This window comes from Faecalibacterium butyricigenerans, from assembly GCF_020687345.1.
Taxonomy (GTDB): domain Bacteria; phylum Bacillota; class Clostridia; order Oscillospirales; family Ruminococcaceae; genus Faecalibacterium; species Faecalibacterium butyricigenerans.
In genome coordinates this window covers 1-6,951 of sequence record NZ_JAJEQL010000054.1, presented here as the reverse complement: position 1 = coordinate 6,951, position 6,951 = coordinate 1, and the positions used below count along the sequence as shown (strand labels likewise).

Here is a 6,951-nt window from a genome sequence, read left to right as displayed (position 1 = left end):
CGCTTGCCGTTCAAAAGCATCTGGCGTTCTTTCAGCTCAAACTTACGCAAGCCGACTTTCAATCCGGTGCGCTCCACACAAAACCTCTGCGCAACCACTCAGACCAGCCGCCGCCAAGGACGAGCGGCGGAATGATCGCCAACACAGCCGCCATTCCAACAACGACCGGCGTATAGTATCGTGCAAAGGTCGTGATGAAGTTCTCGGTGGGAGCTTTTCTTGCAGAAGCATTCTCCACAAGGTCAGTGATCTTCGATACCGTGGATTCCCCGAAGCTCTTTGTGACTTTCAGCGTCAGCAAACCGCTCTGGTTGATGCAGCCGGACAGGGCTTCATCGCCTTTGCGGATGCTTCTCGGCACAGATTCGCCGGTCAGTGCCTTGGTGTCCAGCATGGATTCGCCATCCACAACGATGCCATCCAGCGGGATTTTTTCACCGGGTTTTACCACGATGATCTCGCCCACCGCAACGCTTTCCGGAGAAACGACCTGCAATACGCCATTCCGCTTAACGGTCGCCGAATCCGGACAGATGTCCATAAGGTCAGAGATGGACTTTCTGGAACGCTTTACCGCCAGCGACTGGAAGAACTCTCCGACCTGATAGAACAGCATAACTGCAACAGCTTCCGGGTATTCCCCGATGGCAAATGCGCCGATCGTGGAAACACTCATCAGGAAATGCTCGTCAAACACCTGTCCTCTGGTGATATTTTTCACTGCCTGCCATACGACATCCCAGCCAAGAATCACATACGCCACAATCAGAAACGCCAGTTCCGCCAGAGTCGGCAGCTTTGCGAATACGGTCAATGCCATACCGATTGCATAGACCACAGCACCCACGGCAAGCCGTATCGTGCGCTTCTTATCCTCATCGTTATAGACCGCCGCTTTTTCATCCTTTTTGACAGGTGCAGTCGCTTCCAGCTGCTTTTCCGACACTTCAACATCCGGCTCATGGCTGTGTACGATCGTGGTAACGGTATCCAGCAAGGAAGCAGCTACCGATGTTCCAGCCTGAACAGTCAGCGTCTGGTTCATCAGATTCACGGTCGAAGAAGTCACGCCATCCAGCTCACCGACTTCTTTCTCGATCTTTGCTGAGCAGTTCGGGCAGTCCAGACCTTTCAGGAGATAGACTTTCGTCACCGCAGGTTCGGTCTTTTCCGACACTTCAACATCTGGCTCGTGGCTGTGGACGATCGTGGTAACGGTGTCCAGCAGGGAGGTAGCCACCGATGTTCCTGCCTGAACAGTCATTGTCTGGTTCATCAGATTCACGGTCGAAGAAGTCACGCCATCCAGCTCACCGACTTCTTTCTCGATCTTTGCTGAGCAGTTCGGGCAGTCCAGACCTTTCAGGAGATAGACTTTCGTCACCGCAGGTTCGGTCTTTTCCGACACTTCAACATCTGGCTCGTGGCTGTGGACGATCGTGGTAACGGTGTCCAGCAGGGAGGTAGCCACCGATGTTCCTGCCTGAACAGTCAATGTCTGGTTCATCAGATTCACGGTCGAAGAAGCCACGCCACCCAGCTCACCGACTTCTTTCTCGATTTTTGCTGAGCAGTTCGGGCAATCCAGACCTTTCAGGATGAATACTCTTTTCATTTTGACCTCCACTACGTTTTCTTAATTGTTCAATCGCTCAACTTAAAAGACAAAAAGATAATCGCTTGCGCGATCATCCTCTTAAATGCTCAAATCCCTTGTCGATGATCTCCTTTACATGATCATCCGCCAGCGAATAATACACGATCTGGGCCTCTCTGCGGAATTTGACCAGTCCGGCAAGCCGGAGTGCTTTCAGCTGGTGAGAGATCGCCGATTTGGTGACGCCCAGCAGAACCGCAAGGTCGCATACACACATCTCGCTCTGTTCCAGAGCATGAAGGATCTGCACTCTTGTGCCATCTCCGAACAGCTTGAAAAGCGATGCAAGCTGGATGTAGTCGTCTTTCGGCTGCATTTTGCCTTTTACATCGTTCACGATGTCCTCATGGATCACATCGCAATTACAGGTGTATAAAGAATTTGACATCAGACGTTCTCCTTGTTTTGTAGTTGAACAACCGTTCAATCATATTATATCTGCTCTTCCTCCGTTGTCAAGAGGAAAAGTTAGCATCTGCTTCCTGCGATTTGTCGTCTAACAGACCTTGACAGCCTCCTTATTTCGCATACAATATAGTTGAGCGTTTACTCAACTGCCGTATTTTGCGCAGAAGATTTTTCATTTGAACAACCATGCAATAAATAAAAGAGGTCTGCCTGTGAAAGGAAAATTCATCACTCTGGTTCTGACATTGGGATTTCTTGCCGCGTTTGGCGTATTTATGCACTCGCCGCCCTCTATTCTGGATGGGCTGACCGGTGCGACCCCGAAAGCGAAACGTGCCGCACAGATGGCCGCACCGCTGGAGGGCAACTATCTGTTCTGCATCAACCCTGCGCTGGAACCGTTTTCCGATGCGGATTTCCGGAATGATCTGAAAGCATTTGTTTCCGGTGAGACAGAAGTCCTTTCCGATGCCGGACTGCCGCACATGACGCTTTCGGTCTGCGAAACAGACTATCCCTTGCTTTGCTATGCAACGGCTCTTTGTGAACGCCTGACTGCTGCCGGAGCAGATGTCACGTTGAAGCAGTACAGCGAAACCATGCTGCGTTCCCGTGCAATCAATGGGCGGTATCAACTGCTGCTGGTTTCGGAAAATACGCTTGATGCAACAGCATTGCCGGATGCAGACATCCTTCTGCTCTCCGCAGAAGAAATGGAGGACCCCTCATGCGAAAACTGAACACCATTCTCTCCGTTCTGCTACTTTTCATCTGTCTGCTTCATGGGCTGATGGGCAGTTTTATGTTGCTGGGCATCAGTTCCGGGGCAGGAAAGTTTCTGGCATGGATCGGCGTTGGCATTCTGGCGGCGCACACCGTCCTTGGGCTTTTGCTGACCGCACAGACATTCCGGGCTTCCCGGTCCGGCGGAAAACTCTACGGAAAGCAGAATGCTCTGTTCTGGGCAAGGCGCACCAGTGGGCTTGCTATTTTGCTCATGCTCTTTTTCCATATTGGCGTGTTCGGCAGAGTGCAGGACGGCGTATACATTCTGTTTCCGTTCACAACGGTCCGGCTGCTGACGCAGCTTTTACTGGTTGCTTCGGTATTTGTGCATCTTCTGCTCAATCTCCGACCCCTTCTGGTATCGCTGGGCATCGTCCGGGATAAGGAGCAGCGCGGCGACCTCTATCTGATTCTTTCTATACTGGTGCTGTTTGCTGCCGGTTCGATCATTCTATATTATATCGGGTGGAACAATGTATGAAACACACTTTGGTGATCGTGGGTGCAGGGCTGGCAGGGCTTTCCGCTGCTTTGACTGCTGTGAAAAACGGCTGGACGGTAAAGCTGGTGTCCTCCCTTGCCTCCGAGCGGGCGCAGTCTGTTATGGCAGAGGGCGGAATCAATGCAGCCTTGAATACCAAGGGAGAGGAGGATAGCCCGGAGCAGCATTATACAGATACCCTGACCGCTGCCTGCGGACTTGCTGACCCGAATGCAGTCTGGGGGATGACGCAGGCTGCGTCCGAACTGGTGCGCAGCCTGCACCATCTGGGAGTACAATTCAACGTGACAGATGACGATGAACTCGACCTGCGGAATTTTGGCGGACAGAAGAAAAAGCGGACGGCCTTTGCACAAAGCGATACGGGAAAGCAGCTAATGACCGCTCTGATTGATGCTGTGCGCCGGGAAGAAAGCGCAGGAACGGTCGAACGCTTTCCACACCATAAGTTCCGCACCCTGCTGCTTTCCGGGAACATCTGCGGTGGCTGCACAGTGCAGGACACCTATACTGGCGAACTGCTGCGGTTTGTATGCGATGCCGTCCTGATTGCCACAGGCGGGCTGCATGGCTTATTCGGTGATACGACCGGCTCTCTTGCCAATACCGGAGAAGTCACCGCAGAACTGTTCCGTCTGGGCGTTCCGATGGCAAATCTTGAAATGATCCAGTACCACCCTACCACGGTCGAACTGGGCGAAAAACGGATGCTTCTGAGTGAGGCCGCCCGTGGTGAGGGCGGGCGGCTGTTTGCATTACGGAACGGGAAGCCGTGGTATTTCATGGAAGAAAAATATCCGGAACTCGGCAACCTGATGCCGCGTGACATCACCGCGCGGGAAGTCTGGACGGTCAGCCGTGACTATGAGGTGTTCCTTGATATGACAGAGCTTCCTAAAGAAGTCATGGAGCATAAACTTGCCGGACTGGTGGATGATTGTCAGACCTATCTGCACAAAGATATTCGCAAAGAACCCATTCCGATTTTGCCGGGTATCCACTACTTTATGGGAGGCATTCAGGTGGACGAGCGGCACCGCACTTCGATGCGGAATCTGTACGCTGCCGGTGAATGCTGCGCTCAGTACCATGGCGCAAACCGTCTGGGTGGAAATTCTCTTCTGGGTGCAATCTATGGAGGACAGATTGCTGCGGAAACTGCCTGCCGGGAAACAGTCAGTTCCCCCAATATGCCCTGTGCCGAAGAATCCCTTCTGCCCGAACTTTCCCCGGACGCTCAAATGCAGATGAATCGTATCCTGCTGAACGCACTCGGTGTCGTGCGGGATGCACAGACATTGGAAGCGGGCATTCAGGAAATCCGCAAACTGTCTGGCACCCTTCCGCTTCTGGGCTGTGCCATGCTGGAAAGTGCCCTCGCCCGAAAAGAAAGCCGGGGTGCGCACTGGCGGGCAGATTATCCCCAACGCAACGATGCCGTTTACTGCAAAACCACCGTGGCACACTGGAACGGGCAGCATATCGCCATCAGCTTTGAATCCATCCCCGAAAGGCGGCATGATTTATGAACTACACCATCCGAATCAAACGGCAGGAAAACCCGCAGGCTTCACCCTGCTGGCAGGAGTTTTCCTTTGAGGGAAGTGCGGACACCTCGATTGCTTCGGTGTTGAACGAGCTGAATCACCGCAGCCCTCTGTGCGAAAAGAGCGGAACGGTCGTTTCCCCCATTGCGTGGGAATGCGGCTGCATGATACGCAAGTGCGGTGCCTGTGCCATGCGGATCAATGGTCTGCCTCGTCTTGCCTGTTCCGTTTTTCTGCGGGACTGTAAGGGAAGCGTTGTTACTCTGGAGCCTTTGAGCAAATTCCCACTGGTGAAAGATCTGGTCGTAGACCGTTCCGTGATCTTTGAAGCACTGAAGCGGACAAAGCTGTGGCTGGAAGGAGATGCGTTCCAGACCAGCTATACGCACAGCCAGCGGTATCGATCTGCTAAGTGTCTGCTCTGTGGCTGCTGCTTGGAGGTCTGCCCGAACTTTGACCCGAACAGTGAATTTGCTGGAGCTGTTCTGCCCGTCAACGCTTACCGTATTCTGAACGAAGAACAGGATATTGCCCATCAGACAGAACTCGCAAATGCGTATCGTCAGCTTTATTTTGAAGGCTGCGGAAAATCTCTTGCGTGCCAGGACATCTGCCCAGCCGGAATCCCGGTCGAAGAACTGATGTCACGTTCCAATGCCGCAGCGGTCTGGAAGCGATAAAGTGTAAAAGGGTATGCGGTTTATAGCCGCATACCCTTTTATGCTTAATCTTCTAATCCGTGACTTCCCGCCACATTCTTCAGATACTCCTCTGGTTCGCCGTTCAGAATCAAGTCTGCATAGCCAAGCGGGTCATTGTAGATGAGATAATCTAACTCCGACCTCTGCGCCATGGTCACGTCCAATTCATCCTCGACCCCAGTGCAGTCAATGGAGATCATTCTCCCATCCCGGAGCAGCAGCTCCACGCAGCCGGTATCCATGATGAATTTGCAAGCTCTTTCATCGTACTTCATGTTTGTGTCCTTTCCGCCTTACGGCACTCTTACCGTGGTCTGTCGTGCTTTCTTATGATAAGGTCTAGGACGTTTTTCGATGGAAGCAAGGGATTCGTTCTGTTTTCCAAAGAATACAAAAAATCCGAACCCTTCTCCTATCGAGAAAAGGTTCGGATTTTCATGGTTTGGTGCGAGTAGTGATACAGAACTTTTCAAAAACAATCGTAGTACAATTTGTTTTTGGGGTCGTCGGATAGCAACTTGCTTGTATCGCACCCCGATGGGTAGCTGTGTTTGAAATCCAGTTGCCTTTTATATACCACACAACCTAAAAATTATCAAGTACGCGCAGCGTTCACTTCTCCCATCACCGGGAGCAAATGAACGCTGCTTTTTTTGTTTACAACGAAAGGAGGCATCCGTGAAATGGCAGTATTTCGGGTAGAAAAGAACAGCGGCTACACGGTCATGTCAAACCACCATCTGCGGAACCGGGCCTTGTCCCTGAAAGCCAAAGGCTTACTTTCCCAAATGCTCTCCCTGCCGGAAGATTGGGACTACACCCTGCAAGGGCTGGCCCGTATCAACCGGGAAAGCATTGACGCGATACGGCAGGCCATCCGGGAACTGGAACAGGCAGGCTACATCCAGCGTTCCAGAGAACGGGATGAGAAAGGGCGGCTGCGCGGTGCAGACTATGTGATCTTCGAGCTGCCGCAGCCCGTTCCTGCATCGGTTTCACCTACATTGGAAAATCCAACGTTGGAGAATCCCACGCAGGAAAACCCTACATTGGAAAATCCAATGCAATTAAATAAAGATAAACTAATTACAGAAAAACAAAAGAAAGAGGGATTAAATACCGATTCCATTCCTATCCATTCCCCAAACCCCTTGCCTTTGGACGAGGACGAGGCAGCGGCACCGCCGCCGGAACGGACAGGAAGCCGAAAGGAAGCGGCCTATCAAATCTACCGGGATCTGATTTTGGAAAACATCGAGTATGACACCCTCACCCAGAATCCCCGGATAGACCGGGAGCAGCTGGACGAGATCGTGGACATCCTGCTGGAAACCGTCTGCACCAACCGCA

At 52.2% G+C, this 6,951-nt stretch carries 7 protein-coding genes and 1 pseudogene; 5 read left to right on the top strand and 3 right to left on the bottom strand.

What is annotated here, in order from left to right:
- Positions 1–73: 73 nt before the first annotated feature.
- Together LKD23_RS12460 and LKD23_RS12455 are read right to left on the bottom strand one after the other, a co-directional pair.
- Positions 74–1,615 (bottom strand): annotated as a pseudogene (locus LKD23_RS12460) (heavy metal translocating P-type ATPase); the annotation flags it as partial.
- A 73-nt stretch (positions 1,616–1,688) separates the two neighbouring features.
- Positions 1,689–2,045 carry an ArsR/SmtB family transcription factor gene (locus LKD23_RS12455; protein ID WP_015536701.1) on the bottom strand — a complete coding sequence of 119 codons (357 nt, stop codon included), beginning with the start codon at positions 2,043–2,045 and terminating at the stop codon, positions 1,689–1,691.
- A gap of 232 nt (positions 2,046–2,277) precedes the next feature.
- Between LKD23_RS12455 and LKD23_RS12450 the strand changes: the two genes are divergently transcribed.
- Genes LKD23_RS12450 through LKD23_RS12435 form a run of 4 tightly spaced genes read left to right on the top strand, consistent with a single transcriptional unit; the run spans position 2,278 to position 5,580 of the window.
- Positions 2,278–2,805 carry a DUF6921 family protein gene (locus LKD23_RS12450; RefSeq protein ID WP_005935827.1) on the top strand — a complete coding sequence of 176 codons (528 nt, stop codon included), beginning with the start codon at positions 2,278–2,280 and terminating at the stop codon, positions 2,803–2,805.
- The gene (locus tag LKD23_RS12445) at positions 2,793–3,332 is read left to right on the top strand and encodes a hypothetical protein (protein ID WP_005935830.1); all 540 of its coding nucleotides are present in this window, start codon (positions 2,793–2,795) and stop codon (positions 3,330–3,332) included. Before LKD23_RS12450 ends, LKD23_RS12445 begins: the two co-directional genes overlap by 13 nt.
- Positions 3,329–4,882: an FAD-binding protein gene (locus tag LKD23_RS12440; protein ID WP_005935834.1), complete on the top strand. Its 1,554-nt coding sequence runs from the start codon at positions 3,329–3,331 to the stop codon at positions 4,880–4,882. The genes LKD23_RS12445 and LKD23_RS12440 overlap by 4 nt, the downstream gene beginning before the upstream one ends.
- Positions 4,879–5,580, top strand: coding sequence for a succinate dehydrogenase/fumarate reductase iron-sulfur subunit (locus LKD23_RS12435; protein WP_015536699.1), 702 nt, complete (start codon positions 4,879–4,881; stop codon positions 5,578–5,580). Before LKD23_RS12440 ends, LKD23_RS12435 begins: the two co-directional genes overlap by 4 nt.
- A gap of 44 nt (positions 5,581–5,624) precedes the next feature.
- Here the strand turns inward: LKD23_RS12435 and LKD23_RS12430 are convergent, their stop codons facing one another.
- The gene (locus tag LKD23_RS12430) at positions 5,625–5,876 is read right to left on the bottom strand and encodes a DUF6061 family protein (protein WP_227621910.1); all 252 of its coding nucleotides are present in this window, start codon (positions 5,874–5,876) and stop codon (positions 5,625–5,627) included.
- Between the two features lie 408 nt (positions 5,877–6,284).
- Between LKD23_RS12430 and LKD23_RS12425 the strand changes: the two genes are divergently transcribed.
- Positions 6,285–6,951: DUF6017 domain-containing protein (locus tag LKD23_RS12425; protein ID WP_227621909.1), on the top strand; the 667-nt coding region annotated here is incomplete at its 3' end.

Coding starts and splice junctions, on each gene's coding strand:
- LKD23_RS12440 (WP_005935834.1), top strand. CDS start 3,329: ATGAAACACACTTTGGTGATCGTGGGTGCAGGGCTGGCAGGGCTTTCC.
- LKD23_RS12445 (WP_005935830.1), top strand. CDS start 2,793: ATGCGAAAACTGAACACCATTCTCTCCGTTCTGCTACTTTTCATCTGT.
- LKD23_RS12435 (WP_015536699.1), top strand. CDS start 4,879: ATGAACTACACCATCCGAATCAAACGGCAGGAAAACCCGCAGGCTTCA.
- LKD23_RS12430 (WP_227621910.1), bottom strand. CDS start 5,876: ATGAAGTACGATGAAAGAGCTTGCAAATTCATCATGGATACCGGCTGC.
- LKD23_RS12455 (WP_015536701.1), bottom strand. CDS start 2,045: ATGTCAAATTCTTTATACACCTGTAATTGCGATGTGATCCATGAGGAC.